This is a genomic window from Salinigranum salinum, from assembly GCF_009176545.1.
Classification (GTDB): Archaea; Halobacteriota; Halobacteria; order Halobacteriales; family Haloferacaceae; genus Salinigranum; species Salinigranum salinum.
In genome coordinates this window covers 1,050,715-1,074,076 of sequence record NZ_VTOJ01000002.1, presented here as the reverse complement: position 1 = coordinate 1,074,076, position 23,362 = coordinate 1,050,715, and the positions used below count along the sequence as shown (strand labels likewise).

Genomic DNA, 23,362 nt, shown 5'->3' with positions numbered 1-23,362 from the left:
TCCGTCCACGTGGTCCAGCCACCGGGCTCGACAGACCGACCTCACCACGGCGACTGTTCTGGCCGACTGCGGCGTAACCGCCCCGACGACGAGCGACGGTACCGTCGTCGCGCAGGCTCCGTAGTGGCGAGCCACGGCTGTCGCGGTTGCTCCCTCCGAAAAAATAGAGGAAACGGACACAATTCGGGTAGTCAGATCTCGAATTAGTGTTTTATTGGGATAGAATAGCACAATTTATAATAACAAGCGGCCGTAGTTGTACACTGACACACGATGAACGTATTCGACCGACTCCTCTGCCGTCACGAGTTCCGATCGCGGTCGCTCCGGGCGGATACCGAGACACTCGTCAGAGAGTGTCAGAGCTGCGGCAAGCGGATCGAGGAACCCCTGTCGCCAGAGGCGTCCGCCGAGGCCTGACGACCCGATTCCGGCCCGTTTTCTGCCGAGACGACGCCGACCGGACGGTCACTCGGACGTCTGGGACGTCTTGACTGTCCTGGCCGCTTTCGCCGTTCTGGAGGTCTTAGACGCCTCTGATGTCTTCGCCGCCTTGGACGCCTCGGGCGCCCGCGGTGAGCGACCCAGGATGCGGTCGGCCAGACTCCCGAGGGCCTTCAGCGCCACGTTCACGTACAGGCCGACGAGAAAGGCCACGCCGGCCGTGAACCGGCTGCCCGTGGTCTCGCCGACGCCGCCGAACTCGCCGATGAACAGGAAGATGCCGGCGGCGAGGATCCACGCCGCCGGGATGCGCAACCCCATCGCCACCAGGTGTTCGACCTCGCTCCACTCGTCGTACTGGTTGATCTGGTTCATCAGCTTCGTGATCACGTAGCCGAGTGCACCGAACCCCGCGTAGAGGAACACGTACAACGGGACGACGACCAGGTCCGATTCGGATGGATCTTCCGGGATCTCGACGACCGAGTCGATCACGCCGACGGCGAGGGCGACGCCGACCAGCGTCAACACCGCGAACAGGAGGATGATGGACCAGTTCCACCGCGACCAGTTCGTCCCGGTGGCCAGTTCGTCGGCTGACGCGTCCGTGTTTTCGGTTCCGATCCCCGTCGTCTCGGAAGCTGTCGTCCCCGACGTGTTCGTGTCGGTGTCTCCCGTGGCGCCGGTCGGATCCCCCCGTTCGTCGTCGGTCGCGCGTGCGTCCGTCGCCGACTCGACACCGCTCCCCCCGTCGGTCTCCCCCTCGTCGATCTTGTCATTCATACACACACCTTGGTCGTTCGACGTGAAAAAGACTGGTGGGCGTGTCAACTCGCCCCTGCGAGCCAGCCTGGCTCGAACAGCACGACGTCGAAACGGCTCGTGTAGGCGTCTCGAGTCGGGCTGGTCGCCGGTTCGGTGGTGACCGTCCCTCCGTGCCCGACGTGTCGGTCCAGCGCGCTACGAGTGAGTCGCCACCTCCCGACTCCGCACGACGCCGGTCGGCTTCAGGACGCGCCAGACGACGCCGGGACGAAACAGCGCCGTGGGCGGGCGTTCCATCATGAGGACGCGGACGAAAGCGTCGGTCAGCGTGCCGTCGGTGTGCGCCTGGCGGAGGAGGCGGCTCAGATACCAGTTGACGACGGTCGTCCCGCGCGGTCTGGGGCCACGGGTCTCCGCGAACCCGAAGTCGGCACCGGTCGCCAGCGACCACGCGGTGTCGACGACCGCCGCCGTGCGGTCGAAGAACCGACTCGCGAGGTCCTCCTGTCCTGCGGCGAGCGCGTGGTGGAGGACGAGCGCCTCGAGTGCGGTGACGGACATTCCCTGTGCGTACACCGGATTGAAACTGGCGAGCGCGTCGCCGACGACGAGCAGGCCATCGGGGAACCGGTCGAGGGCCTCGTAGTGGTGCCGCCTGCTGGACGGGAACGGGTAGGCTACGATTTCCTCCGTGGCCCACGGGTAGTCCGCGAGTAGCCGTCGTATCTCCGGCACCGGGAGGCTCGCCGCGTACTCGCTGAACGCCTCGTCATCGGTGGGGGGCGTCTCGCCGTGGACGCCCTGCAGGTTCAGGATCCAGCGGCCGCTCTCGACGGGTGCGGCCATGCCACCACGGTACCGGGGCGAGGACGGTGGGACGAGATACGTCCGGTGGTCGTCGGGTGGTCGCTCGACGAACGTGGTGCTGTACGCCATGTCGATCCGCACCTCGTCGACTCTCGGCGTCGGATAGCCGTGTTTCGCCAGCCACGCCGGCGTCCGACTCGTCCGACCGCTGGCGTCGACCACCAGTTCGGCCGGCAGCGCCTCCCGGTCGCCGTCTTCGCGGACCGTGACGCCCTCGACGGCCGTCGCAGTGTCGTCGAGGCGGTAGTCGGTCCACTGGCAGTTCGACCGGATCTCGACGGCGTCGAGCGCCGATACGTGTCGTCGGAGGACGTGTTCGAACAGCGGCCGGGTCGCCGAGACCGTCTCCAGCGAGGCCGGTCCAGCGGCGAGGTACCTTCCCTGGCCGTAGAACTGGACGTCGCTCGCGTAGTCGGTCACCACGCCGCCGGCCGCGACGACGTCCGCGCCGTACCCCGGCAGGAGGTCCTCGATCGTCGCGCGGCCCGACTCCAGCATCGCGTGCGGATGCCGACCCTGGGGGACGCCGCGGCGTGCGATCGGCGTCTCTGGGAGCCGGTCGCGGTCGATCACCGTGACCGCAGCGAACGCGTCGGCCAGCACACGAGCAGCCAGGAGCCCTGCCACGCCCGCGCCGACGACGACCGCCCGTCCGCCCTGGCCGGCGATCCGGGCGTCGTCGTACCGCGGGATCGTGGCGAGCGTCATGACGCTCTCCCACCTCTTTTTCGCTCTCGACCCCGTTCTCGACGGTCACCCACCGGGCCGGCGGAAACGGGGTGTCGGTCGGACGCCGTCTCGAACGAGCCGGGCTGAGACAGACTCCTCATGGTCGCGTCTCTGTTTCTCGCCTCGAGACATAACCGTGCTCAGCAGCGAGTTACTGTAAGAACGTTGTCTACTCTGCCGTCCCGTTCGGATCGACAGGCACTCTCCAGTGGTGGCGGTGATCCGGCGTGTCCTGCCGCGACGACGCCCGGTCAGTCGTCGACGGCGACGACGGTACCCGTCTCGTCGAGCACGAACCGGCGTCGATCCCCGTCGTGTGTGACGGTGAGTCGGAGTGGTCCCGGCCCCGTCGCGAGGCGTTCTTCCTCCCAGTCGAGGCCGCGACTGATCGCCGCCCACGTCGCCGGCACGTGTTCGACCCCGTGGTCGTAGTAGAAGGCGACGAGCGCGGGGTGGTTGGAGACCGCCGCGTAGCTCGGACTCCGCCAGGCGAACTTGCAGGAGTCACAGACGAACGTCAGGACGCCGAGGAACGACGAGCCACAGGCGTCGCAGACCCCGTCGGGAGCGTGGTTGTCACACACTGCGAGGGCGGCGTCGACGGTGCCGCCACACGCCGGACAGACGCCGTCGCTCATCGTCTCGAACCGGCGGATCGAGTAGACGATCGTGGCGCGGAGGATCTCGTCGGCGTCGCGCTCTCGGAGTCCCTGGGGCGGCAGGCTGAACCCGAAGATCTCGCCACCCCGACTGGGCCAGTACCCCTCACAGCCGGTACAGCGTGCCCACGTCGTCGCGTCCTCGTACGTGATCTCGACCGGCGACCCGCACCGCCGGCAGGTCGCGTCGACGGCCGTCGACGCGAGGGCCGGGGTCTCGGTGGCGGTGCCCGCGACGATCGCCCGGACGACCTCGAGCCCCGGCGGGGCGAGTTCGTAACCGTCGCCCGTCCGCCGTACGAAGTGTTCGGTCAGCCTGCCGAGGTGGTAGTTGAAGTTCCCCGTGTCGTCGGCCCCGACCCGTTCGAAGAGGGTCGAGAACGGCACCGCGTCGTCGTCGGCGTACGGGTCGTACGCCTCCCACAGCGCGCGCACGATCCCGATCCGCGTCTCGTTCCCGAGGAGCGCGAACACGCGGTCGGGAGGTCGTGTGTTGGCGTCCCCGTCGCCTCCGTCGTTCATCCTCGCTGTCATGTGTGCACGTACTACGAATGGGCGAATAAAGCTCGGCCCTCGGCGTCTGCTCGACTCCACGGCGTCGTTCCCGCGGACGTCGGCGTCGTCCGTCGACTGTCTGGTGCCTGCACGGGACGAAGTGTCCCCGTCTCTCGATCGGGGAACGGAGACACGACCCGTCCACAGTCCATCCGCGGTGGGCGACCACCGACTCTGGCACGGTTCTCGTCGCCCTCGAAAGTATTGTCTAAAACAGATAATCGAAATAATGTATAATGACTAACATTTATGTCAATGTAAGGTGTTGTCACTAGTCACACTTCGGCGCGTCGACGCCGTGCGGAGGGGGACATGCAGGTTCATTTCAGCAAACTGGTCAGGGCGGAGTACAGCGACAGCAGCGTCCGGGAAATCCTCGAAGCGCCGGTCGGTGCGCTGGTCGGTGTCGACCGCGACGACGAGGAAGCGCTCGCGGCGTTGAACGTTACGACGGTGTACGACCTCGCGACGTCGAGCGTGTTCAATCTCGCACGCGAGCTCACCCAGGCGGCCGAAGGAGACGGATCGGCGATGGCTGCCTACGGCTTCGCGCCGGCGGACGCGACGGTCTCGTCCGAGCGCGTGACGTTCGACGAACTCGTCACGAGTGACATCTCCGTCCTCCCCGGTGTCGGGGACGACTTCGACGACACGGTCCGGGAGGCCACGTCTCTCACGACGGTTCGGGACTTCTCCCTGTGGCCTCCGTTCCTCGCCGCACGGACGATCCTCGATCACCTCACGGGTGGCCGTGGCGACGGGGACGCCGACGGCGTTCCGGACGAACTCGTGCCGGTCGCACGGCAGTACGCGACCGAGGAGGTGTTCTACTCGAAGCTCTTCCTCGATCGGATCATCGAGCCGCCGGACACGGAGGACGTACTCACCCCCATCGAGGTGCCGGGTGGGGAGTCCCCTCGGATCTCCTGGACCGAGACTCCCGCCCGTGAGCTCGGGGAGCGCGGCGAGGACAGCGACCGCGAGCGAGACGAGACGGGAGAACCGATCTCCGTCGATCTCTCGGATCCGTGGCAGATCGAGCCGATCGACGTCCTGGACGGCACGAAGGACGGGTCACTGTTCGACCGGCCCGCTCTCGGGGCACTTCTGACGTTCTCGCAGACCTGGAATCCCGAGGGGTTGTCGCTAGGACAGCTCTTGCACAGCCTGTCGCTCGCGCCCGGCGAGACGACGAAGGTGGCGGTCATCGACTGGTCACGCGACACGAGAGCGTCAGTGGACGAGGCGATCGATCAGCGCGAACGGCTGGACGCACGTCTCACGCGAAACCGTGCGATCGAGGAGGTACAACACAGTGTACTGACGGAAATGCAGTCCGGTTCCTCATCGACCACCAGCAGTACGGGTACCGGGCAGGGCGGGGTTGCTGGTCTGGCCGGACTGGGAGGTGTCAGCACGGGTGTCGGCGGGACGGTCGGCGGTGGGACGACGGTGAGCGTGTCGTCGGGACGACGAGCGGTCGACGCGGAGATGACACAGACCATCGCCGACTCGACACAACAGCACGCGTCTTCGGCGCGGACGCGGCGGGCTTCGATCGTCCGGGAGGTCTCCCAGGCCGAAAGCGAGTCGGTCACGACCCGCACTGTCACCAACTACAACCACATGCACTCGTTGAACATGCACTACTACGAGGTAGTCCAGATCTACCGCGTGCGGGTGCACGTGGATCGGACGAAACCGGTCCTGTTCGTCCCGTTCGAACGCTCCAACTTCGACGATCCGCGGCTGATCCGCCGACACCGCGAGGCACTCCTGGACGCCGCCGATGATCCATACCTTCGCCGGCTCCTCCGCAGGTCCGGGGGCCACGTTCGCGTCGAGCGCACCCTGCCGCGCGAGCACGAACTCGAGTCGTACCTCTCGATGGCCAAGACCGACCTGATGCAACGGGGCGACGAACATCTGATCGGGACGGAGGACGATCCCTCTGCGACGCTCGTCGCCGAAGCGCACGAACTGGAGTATCAGGACACCGTGGAACAAGAGCAGGAAGCTCGCCGAAACAGTGAGGTCGGAATCGAGGGGACGGCCTTCGATGGGGTCTGGAGCGTCCCCCCGGAGACCCGCCTGGTCGGGTGGCGCTGGTCCAGCGACGGCGGCGCTCCCGATCCATCGGGGTTCCGGATCTACCGGCGGCACGCCGAGACGTACGAGGTGTCGGACGTTCGCGCCGCGGACCAGACTCACGAGATCGCCCCGTCGCTCGCGCTCTCGGACGTCGAACGAATCGAGGTCGACGTCGACCAGAGCAGTGCCGACGACCCGCTTCGGATCGCGTTCGTGGTGAGAGTCGAGGACAGGGACCTCCCCCTTCGGTTCGACGGCGTCCCCGACGGGGGAACGACCACTGTCGCGTCGGTCACGGGACCACCGAACCTCGCGGAGGTCGCACGCTTGCTCAACGAGGACCAGCTGTACTACAATCAGGCGATCTGGCGCAGTCTCGACGCACAGACGCTCGCCACGTTGTTGAGTCAACACACGTACGACGGCCGTCGCGTGAGCGAGCTCGTCGATCCAACCCCACTGGCTACGCACGGCAACTACGTCGCGTTCCCGCTCGCGGCACCCCTCGCCGACTTCGCAGAGTGGTGGCGGGACTGGCGGAACGAGAACTTCCACCCCGAACGGGTCGAGGAGGACCTCGTTCCGCTCCCGAGCGGGGGCGTCCACGGCGAGGCCATCCTCGGCCGGGCCAACGCGGCCGAGAAACTGGATCCGACCCGCTTCTGGGACTGGCAGGATTCGCCGATCCCGATCACGCCACCGGACATCAAGGCGATCGAAACCGGCACCCGGAAGACCGACGAAGAGCACCTCCCGGGGTCGCTCGACGCGCCGATGGTCAGTATCCAGAACCCACCGACCGTCCCCGACCCTGCCGGGCTCTCGGCCGTGCTGAACGCGGTCACGGCGGCGAACGCCTTCCGTGACATGTCCGGGCTGGACGAGCTGGCGAAGCTCCTCACACAGGGTATCGAGGTCACCGGAGCGGGAGCGTCCGACGCCACTGACTCCTCCACGGAGATCGCCACCGAAGGCATCGAACTGACGCTCGAACTGCTGAAGACGTTCGGTCCGCTCATCGCCGGTGCGGCCGGCGGGGCGAGCGGGCTCAGCAACTCCACGTTCGGCATGCTGCTACGTGCGGCCGAGGGTCTTGAAAACGGGGAAACGTCGCTTCTTCAGGACGGCGGGACCGACTCAGACGACGGTGGACGTGGTGCGGGCAGTCGACCACTCGGTGGTGACTGGTCTGCTCGGACCGTGGGCAACGACCTCCAGCGACGGCTGGTTCGCTCCCGGATCAACCCGGTCGCCGACTCGATCGCCGCGATCAACGAGGAGATCGTCGAGACGATCACCGCGGCGACCGCCCGAGCGGAGGCAGAACCGGAACGAGTACGGGAGGAGTGGGAGGCCCACCCGTCCATCCACCACCACTTCCACGACGGGTTCGAGTCGTACCGCGAACTCCGCCCGCATTACCAGCAGCACGGGATTCAGAACCCGGCGCAGTACCTGGACACTGTCATCGTCCCGACGACGTTCCTCGGCCACGAGTCACCGGTTCACCACGATCTGGCCGACGCGCTCTCCGACGCCGAGTCGACGCTCCAGGACGACCCACCGGCGATCGACCGGTTCTGGGGATTCGTCCCGCGGCTGACCGCTACTGGGGACCTGAGCGACCACGCGCTGGGGCAGGCAGTCGACATCGATTCAGAGACGAACCCACACATCAGGAACTCACACGACATCCGCGTCATCGGAGCGGTGACCGGCGTCGATCTCGGACAGCCGCAGGACGCACAGACGATGCGTACCGCCAGCGAGCGCTTCCAGAGCGACTTCGGTGACGCGTGGGTTCAGCAGAAACGGGACGAGCTCGCGACGGCAGACGGGCAGGAGCGGGCGGAGCTCGACCAGCTCCTCGCGTCCGTCGAACGGCGACGAGCGACGCTCGACACGTACGCCCAGGAGGGATTCTTGAATCTGGAGCAGGCGCTGATCGACGCGCTCACGGACGCCGGCTTCGAGTGGGGTGGCCAGTGGCGTCGCGAGAAGGACTTCATGCACTTCACACTCGAGGACGGATGACCGGGCTCGGGCGTTCCATCGGCTGGTGACGAACGAATCTGCGGGTCATCCCGTCCGGACCCACGTCTCGCGGTTCGGGTTCAGACAGGACTCCCGGGAGTGGTCGCGTTCAGACGCTATACTCCGCTCGCGAACAGGGACTGCACCCGACCGGTCGCTCCGAGACCCTGGTCGACAGCGGATCGGCCGGTCTGCCAGCGGCGGTTGCCACACGATCGTCATGCCTCCGGAGACACTCACACCGGAACAGGTCGAGTATCTCTCCTCCGAGGGTGGCGGAGACGAGAGAGATCCGGACACCACGGGAAACTGCACGGACGGTTCGGCTCCCGACCCCGGACGAAACGCTCAGCGTGCTGAACTTCACGCCCGATTCCGATGCGGTATTAAAAGCCAACCGGGAGTCGGCCCGGGTCGTTCTCGACTCCTTCGGCGTGAGTGACTCTCCGGATCGGATCCTCAGCGACGTACTCGAGTGGTGAGACTACCGTCGCGGTGGTGGTCACACCTCTCGGACCGGGGTGTCGACCTCGCTCCGAGTCACAGTCGAGTGGACACTTCTCGTCTCTCGACTGGGCCCTGATACCGCGCCGGCTGTCACCTGGTCACAAGCTACTTGTCATCGCCCCGCAAGCCCAGAGACGATGGAGATCAACACAGTCGGCTTCGTTGGAGTCGGCATCATGGGCAAGCCGATGGCGGAGAACGTGATGGACGCAGGGTACGACGTCGTCGCGCACAACCGGTCGCCCGAACCCGTCGAGGGCCTGGTAGAGCAGGGAGCGACCGCGGCGTCGTCGCCCGCCGAGGTCACGGAACAGGTCGACGTCGTGATCACGGTGTTGCCCGACACCGACGCCGTCGAGTCGGTCGTCCTCGGCGACGACGGCGTGCTTGAGGCCCTCTCGGAGGGGCAGGTGTACGTCGACATGTCGACGATCGCCCCCGGCCCGACGGAGACGCTCGCCGGGAAGGTCGCGGACGCGGGCGCGACGATGCTCGACGCCCCCATCAGCGGTGGCGAGGAAGGCGCGATCGAGGGGACGCTCTCGATCATGGTCGGCGGCGACCAGGAGACGTTCGACGCGGTCCACGGCCTGTTCGGGGCGATGGGCACGACGATCACCCGGTGTGGCGACAGCGGTGCCGGCCAGATCACGAAGGCCGCGAACCAGATCATCGTCGGTGCCCAGCACCAGGCTGTCGCCGAGGCGCTTTTGCTCGCCCACCAGGGTGGGGCCGACCTCGAGAAGGTGCTCGACGCGATCAGCGGCGGGGCTGCGGCGTGCTGGTCGCTCGACGCCCGCGCCCCGCGCGTGATCCGCGGCAACTTCGAGCCGGGCTTCTTCTCGTCGTACCACTACAAGGACCTCCGCATCGCCATGAGCGCGGGCGAGGAGTTCGGCACGCCGATGCCGGCGACGGCGGCCGTCCACGAGATGTACAAGGCGATGGAGCAGACCGGCCGCGGGCTGGACGACCACTCGGGCGTCATCCAGATCATCGAGGACATGGCCGGCGCGGAGGCGCGGATCGACGAAGCGGAGTGAGCTCCGGTCACGCGAAGCCCGACACGCCCGGCTGTCTCACCCCGTCACCGACACCACCGTCGAGTCCCGACCGCTGTTCGGCGACCGTCCGGAGTGCCTCCTCGAAGTCGGCACGGGTGAGCCGAACGGTCTCGCTCGAACCCTCTCCGGAGAGGACTCGCCGAACCGCGATCCGACTCGCTCGTCGACAGAGCGCCGCCAGTGCCGCCGCCGAGTAGCCGTCCGTCTCTCTCGCCAGCGCCTCGACGTCGACGGCTGGATCGAGCGGCCTGTCTGCGGTGTGGATATCCAGTACCTCGCGGCGTGCGCCCAGATCCGGTAGCCCGACCTCGAGTACCTCGTCGAACCGACCCGCGCGGAGGATCGCCGTGTCGATCCGCTCGGGACGGTTCGTCGCGGCGACGACGGTGACGTCGGCGTTCTCCCGCACGCCGTCGAGTTCGGCGAGCAACTGACCCACGATGCTCGCCTGGCCCATCCCGGTTCTGAGATCGTCGCGAGCCGCCGTCAGCGCGTCCACCTCGTCGAGGTAGACCACGCTCGGTGCGTGTGCACGGGCCGTCTCGAACAGGTCGCGGATCGCGGCCTCCGTACCGCCGGCGTCGCCCGTCAGCAGCTCCGGGCCCTCGACCGAGAGGAACGACGCGTCCGTCTCCGTCGCGAGCGCTCTCGCGAGGAGCGTCTTGCCCGTCCCCGGTGGTCCGTGGAGGAGGATTCCAGTCGCCGGGTCGAGACGCACGGCGTCGAACAGCTCCGGATGGTCGCGCGGCCACTCGACGACCTCCCGCAGGCGTCTGATCGCGTCGTCGAGCCCCCCCACGTCGTCCCAGGACACGTCCGGCGCCTGGACCCGGTACGACCGGAGCCCGGACGCGTCGACGCGTTCGAGGGCTGCCCGCAGGTCCTCCTCGTGGACCGTCGCGTCGCGGAGAACTCTCGTGTCGACGAGCTCCCGCGTCGTGACCCCGTCTTCGTCGGTGAGCCCGCGCACGCGCCGGATGGCCGCCAGCACGGCCTCCTGCACCAGCCGTTCCAGGTCGGCACCCGTGTATCCGTGGGTTTCGGCGGCGTACGCCGCGACGTCGACTCCCTCGGCCAGGGGAACGTCCCGCGTGTGGATCCGGAGAATCTCCCGTCGTCCGGCCTCGTCGGGCTGGCCGACCTCGACCTCACGGTCGAACCGGCCGGGACGGCGGACTGCGGGGTCGAGGTCGTCGAGCCGGTTCGTCGACGCGAGCACGACCACGTCCTCGCGGTCGTCGAGACCGTCCATCTGCGTGAGCAGTTCGTTCACGACGCGCGTCTCGGGACCGTCGTTCTCCCCGCGGTCGGCGGCGATGGCGTCGATCTCGTCGATGTAGACGACCGCCGGTGCCTTCCGGCGTGCCCGGGTGAACGCCTCGCGGAGGTTCGACTCGCTCTCGCCGAACCACTTGCTGAACACCTCGCCGGCGCCGATCGACTCGAAGTGGACGTCAGCTTCGCTGGCGACCGCCCGCGCGATGAGCGTCTTGCCCGTGCCGGGCGGCCCGTGGAGCAGGACGCCCGCGGGGGCGTCGATCCCGAACCGCTCGAAGACGGCGGGGGCGGTGAGCGGGAGTCCGACGATCTCGCGCACCGCCTGGAGCGCGTCGTCCACCCCGCCGACGTCGTCGTATGTGGGCTGTCTCGACCGAGTGCGGCGTTTGCCTGCCTTGGGCCGCGTCGACCCGTTCGCGTCCGGCGCACCCTCGACGACGATGGTCGTATACCCCCTCGTCCCGACGGTCCGCGACGGCGTGACCGACTCGAACCGGACGGTCACCTCGCGTCCGCCGTGTCCGTCGAGCGGGACCGTGAGCGTGGCCGTGGGACAGACGATGCGGTGGCTCAGCCGCGTCCGGAGGTTCGAGACGTCGACCGCCTCGACCGGCGTGTCGACGAGGCTGACCACGACCTCGTGGGCGGCGTCAACGCTCAGCGCCGTCACCGTCACCGAGTCGCCGAGCGAGACTCCTAACGAGTCTCTGAGGAGGCGGTCGGCGGCGACGAAATCCGTCTCGTCGACGCCCATCGCGGGCTGTGCAGCTGCAGTCGCCTGCTCCTCGCCGTGGTCGAAGCTGACGAAGTCACCGGCGGTGACGCCGAGTCGGGCCATCGCCTCGGGTGCCATCGCGACGATGCCGTAGCCGGTGAGGCGGTCCGTGAGCGGTTTGACGTCGAGTGTGAGGCTCATGATGCGCGGGAGTGTTCCCGACCGTGAGTTGGGACGGACCGGTGTTGGGCAGTTTTCACGTACTGCCGAGACCGTCGGGAGTGTTCGGATAGTCAGGAGCGTCGGTTACTATCGGCTCGTGAAGGTGGACAACGACGCATTGGCCGACCTTGGCGACGAGTCGAAGAACCACCTATCGCTGGATCGAGCGCGTCAGCGTCAGTACGAACAGCGAGATGAACAACACGCCGAAGAGCCCCTCGACTTCGGACAGCAGTGTGAGGGCAGGGTCGTTGAGGAGGAATGCGTACTGCTGGGGCGTCGTCGTCTCGACCGGCAGCAGTGGGTTCGGGGGAATGACTGTCGTGAAGGACCCGATGCTCAGGAGGACGAACCCGAGTCCCTGGTCGACGAGGAGATTCCACATGTCGCCCGGGTCGTCGGGACCCATTTTGACGAGCGAGACGGCGTAGTAGAAGACGGTCCACAGGAAGATGATGCCGACCCACCAGCCGAGGACGCGCGCGGGAGACTCCCCGTAGCCGGTCAGGATTCGGAGCGTCGCGTTCTCGACGCACTCGAACCCGTACCGGCCGAGTTGTCCGAGGTTTGGTTTCTCTCTGTCGTCATCCGACGATGACGGCTCCGGTTTCGGGGTTGTGCCGTTCGCCGACTCTGGTTTAGTTGCGCTGGTCTCTTTGTCACTACCGTCCGTCGATTGGTCTGGGTTCCCCTCTTCGCTGTCCTCGGCAGTCTCATCGACGTTCGACTCTGGATCAGCTTCGACCAATATCGCGTCGTTCTCCGGTTCGTCCGCGTCTCCAGTCGAATCGGAGTCGGCGTCACGCGAAACAACGAACGGAACCCACTCGTAGAGTTCCGAACTCACCCGGTGGCCTCTGGCACGGACCGCTTCCCACGTCGTCATAGACCGTTCAGATACCGTCGACAGATGGGTCTGGAGATCGTGCCGTGTCTCCTCAATATGCTCGTAAATCTCAGTGATGTACCAACCCCAAGTGATGGCGACCTCGGTTCGGAAGTGTCTGCGGTTCTGCTGTTGGATGTAACGCTGTTCCCGTCGGAAGAAGGCCGACGCGGCTTCGTTCTCGCCCATCTCCGCGGCAGCGGTCTTCGCTTTCACGTACGTCGATTCGAGCTGACTCAGAGAGATCGTCCGCGGACGGTCCTCGTACGGCTGTGACACGATGGGCGAACGAACTCCGAACACTCGCTTGAGCGCTGACAGTGTCTTTGACTCGCGAATGATCCGGTCGGCTTCAGTGTCTCGGTCGCGTGTAGGGGAGGTATCGATGTCTTTCTCCCACTCTCTGATCAGCTCTGCTGCCGGATGTTCCTCGTGGTCATCGACATCCCAGTCGGGATTCATCCACTGTTCGACCCACCGGTGTGCGGCCTCGGTCTCAATCTCTCTGAGTGTCGCCCGTGCCCACTGTTCGGGTGGATACCACTCCTTACCATCATTTGCGTTCCGATAGTGGCAGTAGTAGTGGAGCGCGTCAGCGGTTAGTGCTGTCTCGATTCCATCGGGACCAGGTACCGGAGATGTGCCGGTATCCTGCTTTTCTCCCGATGGCTCTCGGATAAGAGTCCAGAGTTCTTTGAGCGGTATCCGGACCTCTCTGACGAGCGTGGCAAAGTCAGGTCCTCTCTGTTCAAGCTCGTCGATGAGAGCATTGGCAAGTTCGACCGACGGCGTACCAAATTCCGTTTTAAATTCGTCTGCTACTGACTGTGGGACCTGCCCCGTTCCGCTTTGAGGGTGTCTGGACGGCGACCAGCGTAGCAGGACATCGATGAGTTCGTTCCTCAGAGCGGCCTGTTCGTCTGAAATCGATAGACGACGGTTTCCTACTTCGCCATCAGTCTTATTGAGTGCAGCAAGCATCCGAGAATCGAGAGCGTCGACCCGTGATTTAATCCTTGCTTGAACGGATCCAGATGCATCTACGGCCATCGACAGGGCTGACAGATATATATCCCGCTTTGGAGACTGAGGGAGTATACACGGGTCCGGGCTGGAACTGTTGACCGGATTTGTGTCGTACCTCGAATCTACCTGACCGTCTCTGGCCCGTGGTCCTATCTTCGGGCCCACTCCAACAGATACTCGTGTATCGGTTGTACATCCGCAAATTTCACTGGTTGCGCCTCTCTCAGCGGAGGCACCGTCGTGCCTCTGAGTCGGCTCAGCAGTGACTGTCGAATACTCAACACGCTTCACGTGAGCCAATTCCCCGCTTTTCATCCACTCGAAGACTATATTCCGGACATAATCTGTAATATCGTCAAAATGGTGGGAGATATGAATGTCGACTTCACGATTTTCACCAACGCCATGAAGATTCCAGTCGTTCCGAAACAAGTCGTCGCGGTGCCGGCTGAAGTCGAGGTCGGTGAAATCCGTTTCGACGAAGCGGAAGAGGTCGTACATCGACTGTCGTTCAGGGGGAAGTTTATCGGCAGTATCGAGGCGCACTATCGATCCGTCGTTGAAATCGTAGACAAAAGATTGCTCATTCTCAGGGAGATAGAATTCGTTAATCTCGCAGGCACGAAAATTGACTGCACGAATCACAGGGTGAGGGGCTTCTGGTGGGTTAAAATCAAATGTGTCAGCCTGAACGCCACTAAATTCTATTGCGCCGAGTAATCTATTTGGAGCGAAGTTGACAGTCACTGCGGTCAGTTCGGTACAGTCGATTGAGTTCCGAACGAGGTCTGGTGAAAACTGGACGGTATCTCCTACTTCAGTCTCTTGCAGACAGAAACCCCGATAAAAACGCGACGTGCTTCCGATGGAGAGATCTTTATCGATGTCTGCATTGGCGAGAGAGACTAACCCTGTTACAACGGTCTTGTGGAATGAGATTTTTCCGGTCACATCCACACTTTTTAGCAAAAGGTCTCCGTTCACATCCACACTACAGAGCGAAATGCTTCCCCCCACATCCGCACCGTTGAGCCGGATAGTCCCATACACATCCGCATTGTCCAACATGATCGACATGACCACATTCGCACTGTCAAGACGAAGGTTTCCATACACATCTGTATTCCAAAACGAGATTCCCCCATTCACATCAGCACTGTCAAGTCGAATATCCCCATACACTTCTGCATTGTTGAATTTGATTGGACCTCCAACATATGTAGTTTCAAACCGGACATCTTCGTAAACATTCGAATTGGAAAGAGATACCGACCCGGCTATATCCGCAAAATTGAGCCAGATGTACTCTTTCACATCCACATTTTCGAGCGAGACGGGCCCGTCTATATCCGCACTGTCGAGCACGACCCATCCACTCACATCTGCCTCCCTGAGTGCGACCCTCCCGTTCACATCTGCCTCTTTAATTGCTACTCTTCCGTCAACATCCGCCCCGTCAAGCAGGATCGCTCCACCAATGCTGACTCCTGAGAGATCCAACTTTGATGTATCTTTGCAATGAGAGGTTACGCAAATCTCGTTCGCTCGAATTTTTGACCCGACAACTGCGTTTGACCAGTCTATCTCGATCGCACTCCCTCCCTGGAGGTCAATTGGGTACCGGTCTGGGGCGTCAAACACTTCATATGTAAGATTGAATCTCCCGAACTGCGCCCCACAGAACATCTTCCGTCGCCGCGCAACGGCATCACCGTGCCGAGCCTCAACTGACGCCTCATCACGCCGTGGTTCAATTTGAAGAAAGTCCTCAGCGTTCTCAAACAAACTGCCGTCGACATACGTGTCGACGTACTCGGTGACCAGCTCCGACTCCGAACGTTCGTCGCGTACCAACACCAGAAACAACTGCGAGAGCATCTCGTCGTCACAGTCACGCTCCTCAGGATCCTGGTGAAACGGACACAATGCCGGACCGTCGTCGCTCGGCGTCGTCAGTCGGCGGCACCGCCACACCTTACGATCGTCGCCGACACGTTCCGGAAAGGGTTCCAGCAACCGCTCGTAATCGCCGTCGAACGAGATATATTCGTGTTCTTCGGGATCAAGATAGAACTCACAGGGGACCAGTTTCCGACGACCGGTATCGTCCGGTTGCAGTGGACTCTCGACCGGCGACGTCATCTATCGGAAATCAGGAAAACTTCGTATATATATCGGCGCCTCTGGTTCTCTAACGAGATAATACTCCAGAATCAGTCGAACTCGTGCGCCCCTCTTCGGCCCACACTCCCGTCTCGACTCTGTTAATTCATACCTGAGCCCCAGTGAGCCGACTTAGGACCGGTTTTCATCGGCCCAGTCCAGGGCCTGTTCGACCTCGGGAATCGACAGCTCTTGCTCGAAGCTGGCCGCAATCTCGGGGAGCGAACGCCCTGCGTCCGCCGACTCGCGAACCTGTTCGACCCCGATTCGGGTGTGATCGAGACGCGGAGCGCCTCCGAGAATATCTTCTGCCGTGGTGACCCCGTCGTTGTGTGGACGGCTGGTGAACCGCTCGACGCGCGCGTCGAGTTCATCAAGCGCGTCGTCTCGAGTCTCTCCGGTCGCGGCGACCTGGGTCGGCACGTGCAACGTGAGCCACCGCATCTCTGGACTCCGTGGCGAGTTGCGCTCGACGACGAGGCGACTGTTGTCGCCCTCAAGCGTACAAAATACGTCGGGCTCGATCTCGACCGCGTTTCCGACTTCGTCACCACTCGCGTCTGCTGGGTCGTCCCGTCGCGGACCGACGACGACATCAGGGCGGTGTCGCCTGATCGTATCCCAGATCGGGAGGTCGTGTTCGGCGGCCACCTCGCACGTGAATTCACACGCTCGGTGTGCCCCTCGCGACGCCCCGTAGGCGGTGCGAACCGACGTCCTGTGATCCCAGAGAGACACCTCGTGAAACGCTCCATAGGGAATCTCGAGCCATTCCTCGTCGTGGTGGTCGTGCTCAGGAAACCACGGTGGGCTTTTCCAGGGGAAGTTCGTCACGCGGACGAACCCGCCGTTCTTCGGCCGGGTCGAGACGATCCGCTCGGAGTCGATGCAGTCGGATACCAGTCCCGCGATTCCGTCGTGGTTCATTGATGTTTCTCCGTTCCCTCTCCCGGCACAGATTCGTTCTGTCGAGGAACTCTGCCACTCGTGTATGTAACCGTTTAGCGTCGGTCCTCAAAGTGGAGAATCGGGGGCAACGTTGGCAGAACTCGAGCTGGGTCACACCGAGCCGAAAAAGAATCCGTCCTACGGCCGCCGCAGGCTGATGGCGACGAACAGCAGTGCCATCAGCCCACCCGTGACGGCCCAGCTGAAGGGCACGTCACCGAGCGCGCTGGTCGTCTCACCCTCCTCGCTCGGGGAGTCGCTCTCTGTCGGCATGTCCTCGGAGGGCGACTCCACCTGGAAGGTGAAGCGCAGGCCGTCGAGGCTCTGCGCGAGCTCCTCGTGGCCCTGCGGCCAGTACTCGATGTCCGCCGTCACGGTGTGGTCGCCGGTCGACGTCCCGTAGACGGTCGCGCGGATGTCCTCGATGCCGGTCGCGTCGTCGACGACGAAGCTCCCCGACACCATGCCGGCGCCACCGGAGAGCACGTCAGACGAGCCGGTGACCTCCATCCCCGAGGGGACGGACATCGTGATACGCACGACGATGGGACAGTCGACGTGGGGTGCCGCCTGGAAGCCGCCGGCGATCTGCCCCGGCGAGTCCGTCTCGATGGTGGTCTCGGGCGCGTACAGGCGGTTCTGCGAGAGCAGGGTCTCGTCCGCGCTGACGTCACACGTCGTGGCCGTCGTCTCGGACGCCGGCTCCGGCGTCGACGTCTCGGTTGCTGTGTCCGTCTGAGCGGACGTCGTTTCAGTGCTCGACTCGGTCACTGTCTCCGTCGTCGTCGGAGCTGGCGTCGACGTCGCGTTCGCGTCTGCCGTTCCAGCCGCTCCCGTGAGCGGCGCAGTCTTGTCGGCGGTCGTGGTCGTCTGGCTGGCTGCCTGTGCGGTCGTCGCTGCGACCGGTGCGACAATCGCACCGACCAGGACGACGGCCGTCAGCAGCGTCGCCATCGTGTTTGTGGTCGTCATGGGTGCTGCAGTTCGAACGAGGGTTGATCGAGCATTAGCGACATCTCACGTACCCGTCCGACCGTCTCCCACCTCAGGAGAGTGACGACAGTCACCGCACGGGCTTACTGTCCGGACTGAACGCACCGTCGGCGTGGTACTGAGCGAGAACCCTCGGTGAGAGACGCTGTTGAATCACGTGTATGCCCACCAGGTCCGCCAAAGAACCGTCGACGGTGTCTCGAACTGGACACGCTGCCGAGCTCCTGAATCGTCTCGTTCGCGCCCGTGCCTGGACACGCGTGGCGACAGTCGTCTTCGCGCTGCTCGTCCTCGCCGCGGCGCTGCCGAGTCCCGTGGTGGCGAACGAATCTCCGACCGCCACCTTCGAGTACAGTCCGTCGACGCCGAACCCCGACGACACGGTCACCTTCGATGCCAGCGCGAGCAGTGACGCCGACGGACGGATCGTCGACTACGAGTGGTATGTGGGTGGCGGAAGCTATCCCGATGGTGATGGCGAGACGTTCACACACGCGTTCGAGACGGCCGGAGCGTACACCATCGGCCTCACTGTCGAGGACGACAACGGGAGCGTCGACCACTACGAACGGACTGTGCCCGTCAAAAACGCTGCTCCCGAGGCGCGACTGAGCTACACGCCGTCGAACCCCACGCCTGACGAGACAATTCGGTTCACCGCTGCCGATTCGGCCGACACAGATGGTCGAATCGTCGACTACGACTGGTACGTCGGGAGCGGAAGTTACTCGGACGGTGACGGCGAGCACTTCGAGACCTCGTTCGAGACGGCCGGAACTTACCAGGTTACGCTCGAAGTCGAAGACAACGGTGAGGAGACCGACCGTATCACAAAGACGATTACGGTCGAGAATGCGGCTCCGTCCGCGACCTTCGAGTACAGTCCGGAGACTCCGAGCCCCGACGAGACGGTCACGTTCGACGCCAGCGCGAGTGACGACGCCGACGGGGAGATCGTCGACTACGACTGGTACGTCGGGAGCGGAAGCTACGCTGATGGCGACGACGTGTCGTTCAGTCACGAATTCGACACTGCCGGCGTCTATCAGGTCCGTCTCGTCGTGACCGACAACGGCGACGAGACGGCCGAGATGACCAGGCAAGTGAACGTCACCAACGCGCCACCCGTGCCACGGTTCGACGTGCGGAGTTCATCAAACGGTCTCGACGTGACGTTCGACGCCAGCGCGAGCGAGGATCCCGACGGGCGGATCGTCGACTACGACTGGTACGTCGGCACCGACAGTTACGCCGACGGCGACGACGCTACCTACACGCACGAATTCGAGGAGGCAGGACGCTACGACGTCCGCCTCGTCGTGACCGACAACGGCGACGTCACGCGCGAGCGCACGGAGACGGTCGGCGTGAGCCAGCGACCGACGGCGAGCATCGATTACGCCGGCGAGGCCGTCCCTACCGGTCGGACCGTCACGCTCTCCGCTGCCGAGTCGGTCGACCCCGACGGGGAACTGACGAACTACACCTGGACGCTTCCGGATGGAACCGTCGCTCACGGCGAGACCGTCAGCACGTCGGTCCCAGCGCAGGGAGAGTACGACGTCACCCTGACCGTCACCGACGTGACGGGGAACACCCACAGCGTCACCGAGACGCTCGTCGCCAAGCAGCCAGCGACGGTGAACCTCTCGTGGGAGCCGCAGACCCCGCGAGACGACCTCGACACGACGTTCTACGCGTCGGCGTCGACGCCGGTCGAGACGGTCGAGTGGGACTTCGACGGTGACGGCGAGTACGACGACGGCGAGGGAAGGATGGCCGTCCACGCCTACAACGACACGGGCAGACACACCCTCGGTGCCCGCGTCGTCGCGGCGAACGGTGTCGCGACCACACAGACCGCCGTCGTCACTGTCCAGCAGAGCGCCGGGTTCGAGCTGACGTCGGCCAAGACGACCATCTCCGAGGGCGAGACCGCGGTCGTGACGCTTCGTGCGAGCAACTTCGTCCGCGACACCCCGATGGACGTGAAGATGGCGCTCGACCTCCCCGACACGGGCGCGTCGATCGCGTCCGTCGACGGGGCATCTGTGACCGGCGCTGGTGAAACGACGTTCATCACAGTTGAGCCCGGGCAGAGAGAGCAGATCACCGTCCGGATCCAGTTCACCGAACCCGGCGAGCACGAGCTCGGCGGGACGGCGGTGTACTACTTCGACGACTCCGGTTCGTCGGACGACCGCCGAACTCTCGCGGTGACCCCGATCTCCGTCACGGTGCACGAGGACGTCGATCGATCGAATCCGGGCTCGTCCACGACTACCCTCCCGGGGTTCACCGCCGGAGACCTGGTCGTCGTTCTCCTCACGTGTCTTCTCGCCGCCGGCCTCGTCGCTCGGGGGTGATGGTCGGGTTCGCGTTCGAGAGTGATGGTCGGGTTCGCGTTCGGCATTCACCCGTGCTGTGTGTGTATCGGGGAGACAGACGAAGACGAACGGACCTGGACGGTGTGCGGAGACTGACGGCCCGATAGAGGTCGACAACCGTCGCAACGAGCAGCTGTTCGCTGCCTCTCGGAGTCTATTCGAGTCGGCGACTCTCTTCGACCGGGTTGTCGAGTGTAAGGTCAGTCCCACTCCGGTCTTCCAGCGTCTGGATGACGTTCTCGGCCCGATGCCTGAACGACCGGAGGGTCTGATATCCCGAACCGGTGAGTCGAACGTGCTTGCACCGGGTCGACCGTTCGACGATCTCGATGTAGCCACGTTCTTCGAGGTCTTCGGTGATACGCGATCTGAGCTTCGCGTAGTCGCCCTTGTCGCGGTCGGCCTCCGGGTCGAGACCCGCGATCCCCCACTGGCGACCCTTGTCGATGACCGTCCGGAGTTTCGTCTTCCGCGTGTTCGTGTTGTACGCGTCGATGACCGCCATCGCGATCACCTGGTCGCGCGACGGCGAGTGGATCGAGTACATCGTCATCAGGCTCGCACTGTCGTAGCCGGACGTGAGCGGATCGTCGATGCCTGCAGGTCGCTCTCCCGGCTCGACGACGTACGGTTCGGCGTTCGTTCCGCGGTCCATACACGCCATCGACGCGCCGATGGCCGCCCGCTTCGTACCACCGGTCACGTTGACCCGGACACGTTCGCCCGCGTGCGTGTCGGCGAGGGTCGTCACTGCCCCCATCACGTCGTACATGTCGAACAGGTCCAGTTCGACGAGGTCGACCCGCGGGACGAGCTCACAGAGTTCGTCGCGGAGGTCGTGACAGTACTCGCCGCTGTTGGCGGGCTGGTCATCGTGTGCGAGGAGGTACACCCGGTCCGGTCGGTACTCGCGGATCGGTTCGACGACCCGGTCGTACTCGCGCCAGACGGGGACGATGTGGACCTCTCGTACTTTCTCCATGAGGCGAATTTTCCACTATCCGGTATCTAAATCTGCCTCGAAAAATCTCAGCACTGAGAACCTGCTCGTGCGTTCACCGACGGCTTCCCACGAATCCGTTCACGTCTCTCCCGTCGGTAGACGCTCGCGCACTCTCGTGTCGCAGCTCGACGACGGCGACCGAACAACAGAACGACACCAGGCTGAGCGCCGCGAGCCCGCGTTCCGGCCTCAGCCAGCGTCTCCGTATCGTTCGATCACGCGCTGGAGCAACTCCCGGTAGCCCGGTTCGAGCGGTGCCTCGGCGGTGAGCGCGTCGGACGCCCAGAACGACGCGCCGTCGGCGTCCGACCCGGCCTGTGGTGTTCCCTCGGTCGCTGCACGGCCCACGGCGTAGAGGATCACGAGCACGTGCGTCCCGTCGTCGTGGCCGACGAACGCGGTGTCGAAGAGGTCGATCGCCGCGGGATCGACCACCAGCCCAGTCTCCTCTTCGAGTTCGCGCGCGGCCGCTTCGTGGGGTGGTTCGTCGTGTTCGAGATACCCCGCGGGTACGCTCCAGGAGCCGACCGCCGGCGGCTGCGTCCGCTGGACCAGGAGGACGGACGATCCGTCGACGACGAGCGTGCCGGCGCAGGGCTTGGGGTTTCGGTACCACGGCCGCTCGCACGCGGGACAGTAGCGCCGGTCGCGGCCCTCGATCCGGCGCGCGACGAGTTCGGCTCCACACGTGGGGCAGTAGGTGGCCCCGTTCGCGTTCATACCGGACGTTTCGCCCCGACCGACAAAAACGGGTACACACGGCTGTCGCGGTCCCCTCGGCATCGCCGTCACGCGTCAGCGGACCGGCCCACGCGAACCCAGGCCACGGCGGTGACGAGGAGCAGCCCACAGAGCGGGACGAACAGGAGTCGCATCGCCGGAGCGACCCCGGCGTCGTCGATGACGAAGCCCATCACGGCGGGGACGCCGGCGATGCCACACGAGGAGAGGACCAGCGCGAGCGCGTTGATCGGTGCGCTGTGTTCCGGTGCGGCCCCCGTCGCGTACGCGAGCAGCGTCGGGTACAGCCCCGACAGCGTGAGCCCGATCCCGAACACGCCGATCAGGAGCGAACGTCCCGAGGCGAAGAGGAAGGTGTACGCGCCCGCAGCCGTGCAGAGCGCCCCGAGACCGAACGCCAGCGGGACGTAGCCGAACCGCTCGGAGAGCGAGCCGGCGACGAACCGGCCGGGGACGTACGCACCCAGCAGCACGCTCAACGACAGCGGCACCAGCGACGGCGCGACCCGTCCCTCGACGTACGTCGTCAGCCAGGTGAACAGCCCTCCCTCGATTCCGGTGGCGAAGAGGATGCCGGCGGCCATCACCTGCACTGGCGGGCTCCGCCCGACGCGGCGCACCTCCGAAAGCGTCAGTGGGTCGTCACCCCCCTCGACGGACGGGCTCGGAAGGTACCAGACGAGCGCGGCGACCGGGACGAACGACACGCCGAGCGCGTAGTACGCGAGCCGCCAGTCCCCGAGGTGGAGCGCGGCGGCGACACCGAGCGGACCGAGCGTCGCCCCGACGGCCCACATCATGTCGTAGTAGCCGAACAGCCGACCGCGTCGGTGGGGGTAGAGGTGGCTCAACAGGGGGCGGTCGCTCCCGCGGCCGATGCCGGCGAACGCTCCCCGGACGACCAGCGCGGCCAGGAAGAACCCGAACGAGGGAACGAGCCCCATGACGAAGACGCCGAGGCCGGTCCCGACGATGCCGACCAGCAGGAGCCGTCGCGTGTCGAGTCGGCCGGCGACCACGCCGACGACGGCCACGAAGAGGAGGAATCCGATCGTTCCGGCGGGTGCGACCAGTCCCAGCTGCCACTCCGGCGTGCCGAACTGCTCGCGGAGCACGGGGATGATCGCCCCCTGGAGCTGGAGCGTGGCCCCTTCGAGCGCGATGAACGCGAAGACCGCCAGCGTCCACCAGCGACGGCTGTCGACCTCCTGCCTGGACTCGTCGCCGGTGACCGTCTCCATGCATCGTCGTCCGTGCAGTCGCTGAAAAGTCTCCTCGTTCGTGC

The 23,362-nt window shown here is 64.8% G+C and carries 13 protein-coding genes; 3 read left to right on the top strand and 10 right to left on the bottom strand.

Annotation, left to right across the window (positions count from 1 at the left end; genetic code table 11):
• Positions 1-468: 468 nt before the first annotated feature.
• From FZP69_RS16660 to FZP69_RS16650, 3 genes are all read right to left on the bottom strand, one after another.
• Positions 469-1,227, bottom strand: a complete 759-nt coding sequence (locus FZP69_RS16660; RefSeq protein WP_152042509.1) for a hypothetical protein — start codon at positions 1,225-1,227, stop codon at positions 469-471.
• A gap of 177 nt (positions 1,228-1,404) precedes the next feature.
• Complete coding sequence (locus FZP69_RS16655) at positions 1,405-2,784, bottom strand: FAD-dependent monooxygenase (protein ID WP_152042508.1); 1,380 nt, start codon at positions 2,782-2,784, stop codon at positions 1,405-1,407.
• Between the two features lie 272 nt (positions 2,785-3,056).
• Positions 3,057-3,998 carry a winged helix-turn-helix domain-containing protein gene (locus tag FZP69_RS16650; protein ID WP_152042507.1) on the bottom strand — a complete coding sequence of 314 codons (942 nt, stop codon included), beginning with the start codon at positions 3,996-3,998 and terminating at the stop codon, positions 3,057-3,059.
• Between the two features lie 333 nt (positions 3,999-4,331).
• Between FZP69_RS16650 and FZP69_RS16645 the strand changes: the two genes are divergently transcribed.
• Together FZP69_RS16645 and FZP69_RS16640 are read left to right on the top strand one after the other, a co-directional pair.
• Positions 4,332-8,144 (top strand): M15 family metallopeptidase, encoded by a 3,813-nt coding sequence (locus tag FZP69_RS16645; RefSeq protein WP_152042506.1) that lies wholly within the window; start codon positions 4,332-4,334, stop codon positions 8,142-8,144.
• 644 nt (positions 8,145-8,788) lie between these two features.
• A complete protein-coding gene (locus tag FZP69_RS16640; protein WP_152042505.1) occupies positions 8,789-9,694 on the top strand; it encodes an NAD(P)-dependent oxidoreductase in 906 nt (301 codons plus the stop codon).
• Between the two features lie 7 nt (positions 9,695-9,701).
• Here the strand turns inward: FZP69_RS16640 and FZP69_RS16635 are convergent, their stop codons facing one another.
• The 4 genes from FZP69_RS16635 to FZP69_RS16620 all read right to left on the bottom strand — a co-directional run bounded on the left by FZP69_RS16635 (position 9,702) and on the right by FZP69_RS16620 (position 17,925).
• A complete protein-coding gene (locus FZP69_RS16635; protein WP_152042504.1) occupies positions 9,702-11,909 on the bottom strand; it encodes an AAA family ATPase in 2,208 nt (735 codons plus the stop codon).
• A gap of 172 nt (positions 11,910-12,081) precedes the next feature.
• Positions 12,082-15,984, bottom strand: a complete 3,903-nt coding sequence (locus FZP69_RS16630) for a hypothetical protein (protein WP_152042503.1) — start codon at positions 15,982-15,984, stop codon at positions 12,082-12,084.
• A gap of 153 nt (positions 15,985-16,137) precedes the next feature.
• Positions 16,138-16,449: a DUF433 domain-containing protein gene (locus tag FZP69_RS23435; RefSeq protein WP_394350170.1), complete on the bottom strand. Its 312-nt coding sequence runs from the start codon at positions 16,447-16,449 to the stop codon at positions 16,138-16,140.
• Between the two features lie 642 nt (positions 16,450-17,091).
• Positions 17,092-17,925, bottom strand: a complete 834-nt coding sequence (locus FZP69_RS16620) for a hypothetical protein (protein ID WP_152042501.1) — start codon at positions 17,923-17,925, stop codon at positions 17,092-17,094.
• Positions 17,926-18,206: 281 nt separating this feature from the next.
• Between FZP69_RS16620 and FZP69_RS16615 the strand changes: the two genes are divergently transcribed.
• The gene (locus FZP69_RS16615; protein ID WP_192918623.1) at positions 18,207-20,312 is read left to right on the top strand and encodes a PKD domain-containing protein; all 2,106 of its coding nucleotides are present in this window, start codon (positions 18,207-18,209) and stop codon (positions 20,310-20,312) included.
• 175 nt (positions 20,313-20,487) lie between these two features.
• Here FZP69_RS16615 and FZP69_RS16610 read toward each other — a convergent pair whose 3' ends face one another.
• From FZP69_RS16610 to FZP69_RS16600, 3 genes are all read right to left on the bottom strand, one after another.
• Positions 20,488-21,315 carry an HFX_2341 family transcriptional regulator domain-containing protein gene (locus FZP69_RS16610; RefSeq protein ID WP_152042499.1) on the bottom strand — a complete coding sequence of 276 codons (828 nt, stop codon included), beginning with the start codon at positions 21,313-21,315 and terminating at the stop codon, positions 20,488-20,490.
• A gap of 210 nt (positions 21,316-21,525) precedes the next feature.
• Positions 21,526-22,056, bottom strand: a complete 531-nt coding sequence (locus FZP69_RS16605) for an NUDIX domain-containing protein (protein ID WP_192918622.1) — start codon at positions 22,054-22,056, stop codon at positions 21,526-21,528.
• A 68-nt stretch (positions 22,057-22,124) separates the two neighbouring features.
• Positions 22,125-23,318 carry an MFS transporter gene (locus tag FZP69_RS16600; protein WP_152042497.1) on the bottom strand — a complete coding sequence of 398 codons (1,194 nt, stop codon included), beginning with the start codon at positions 23,316-23,318 and terminating at the stop codon, positions 22,125-22,127.
• Between the last annotated feature and the right edge of the window lie 44 nt (positions 23,319-23,362).

What these genes read in the sequence shown, in the direction of transcription:
- FZP69_RS16660 (WP_152042509.1), bottom strand. Translation starts at nt 1,227, where the DNA reads ATGAATGACAAGATCGACGAGGGGGAGACCGACGGGGGGAGCGGTGTC.
- FZP69_RS16655 (WP_152042508.1), bottom strand. Translation starts at nt 2,784, where the DNA reads ATGACGCTCGCCACGATCCCGCGGTACGACGACGCCCGGATCGCCGGC.
- FZP69_RS16650 (WP_152042507.1), bottom strand. Translation starts at nt 3,998, where the DNA reads ATGACAGCGAGGATGAACGACGGAGGCGACGGGGACGCCAACACACGA.
- FZP69_RS16645 (WP_152042506.1), top strand. Translation starts at nt 4,332, where the DNA reads ATGCAGGTTCATTTCAGCAAACTGGTCAGGGCGGAGTACAGCGACAGC.
- FZP69_RS16640 (WP_152042505.1), top strand. Translation starts at nt 8,789, where the DNA reads ATGGAGATCAACACAGTCGGCTTCGTTGGAGTCGGCATCATGGGCAAG.
- FZP69_RS16635 (WP_152042504.1), bottom strand. Translation starts at nt 11,909, where the DNA reads ATGAGCCTCACACTCGACGTCAAACCGCTCACGGACCGCCTCACCGGC.
- FZP69_RS16630 (WP_152042503.1), bottom strand. Translation starts at nt 15,984, where the DNA reads ATGACGTCGCCGGTCGAGAGTCCACTGCAACCGGACGATACCGGTCGT.
- FZP69_RS23435 (WP_394350170.1), bottom strand. Translation starts at nt 16,449, where the DNA reads ATGCGGTGGCTCACGTTGCACGTGCCGACCCAGGTCGCCGCGACCGGA.
- FZP69_RS16620 (WP_152042501.1), bottom strand. Translation starts at nt 17,925, where the DNA reads ATGACGACCACAAACACGATGGCGACGCTGCTGACGGCCGTCGTCCTG.
- FZP69_RS16610 (WP_152042499.1), bottom strand. Translation starts at nt 21,315, where the DNA reads ATGGAGAAAGTACGAGAGGTCCACATCGTCCCCGTCTGGCGCGAGTAC.
- FZP69_RS16605 (WP_192918622.1), bottom strand. Translation starts at nt 22,056, where the DNA reads ATGAACGCGAACGGGGCCACCTACTGCCCCACGTGTGGAGCCGAACTC.
- FZP69_RS16600 (WP_152042497.1), bottom strand. Translation starts at nt 23,318, where the DNA reads ATGGAGACGGTCACCGGCGACGAGTCCAGGCAGGAGGTCGACAGCCGT.